1 protein-coding gene is annotated in these 439 nt (G+C 60.4%); it reads left to right on the forward strand.

The window, feature by feature from the left end:
* Positions 1 to 239, forward strand: a 239-nt coding sequence (locus tag GHO42_RS04690) for a hypothetical protein (protein ID WP_218575990.1), incomplete at its 5' end; no start/stop codon positions are given.
* Positions 240 to 439 lie beyond the last annotated feature (200 nt).

The raw sequence follows: 439 nt of genomic DNA on the forward strand, positions 1-439 counted from the left end.
GACGTGGACAAAAAGCGGTTGGCTCCGTTGCTGTACGAGCTGGCGAAAATGCCCCAGGAGCCGCAGCAATGAATCAAACCGATGAGTTTGTGATTGATGGTTCAGAGCCCACCAAACCGGGGCGAGGCGTTCGTCGTGTGAATTACACGCCACTGGCTGTGCTTGCTGGGGTGACGGTGGCAACGGTGGCGGCCTTGCTGGGCTATCGCGTTGGAAAGAAACGAGGGAAAGGGGACTGATAAATCGGTCTTAGCCCCTCCCCTTGGTGTCCAACCGCTCTGTAGGCCTCTCAGGCGCCGCTGGTGCCGCTGGTTGGACGCCAAGGGTGAATCCGCCTCGATACCCTGATTACTCGCTTCCTGCGCCCTCTCAGGCGGCGATAGGGGACTGGTAAAACGGGGATTGCCCAGACGCCTCCCCCGCCCCTTCAGGGGCACAA

This window comes from Pseudomonas sp. FSL R10-0056 (assembly GCF_009600105.1).
Lineage (GTDB): Bacteria > Pseudomonadota > Gammaproteobacteria > Pseudomonadales > Pseudomonadaceae > Aquipseudomonas > Aquipseudomonas bubulae.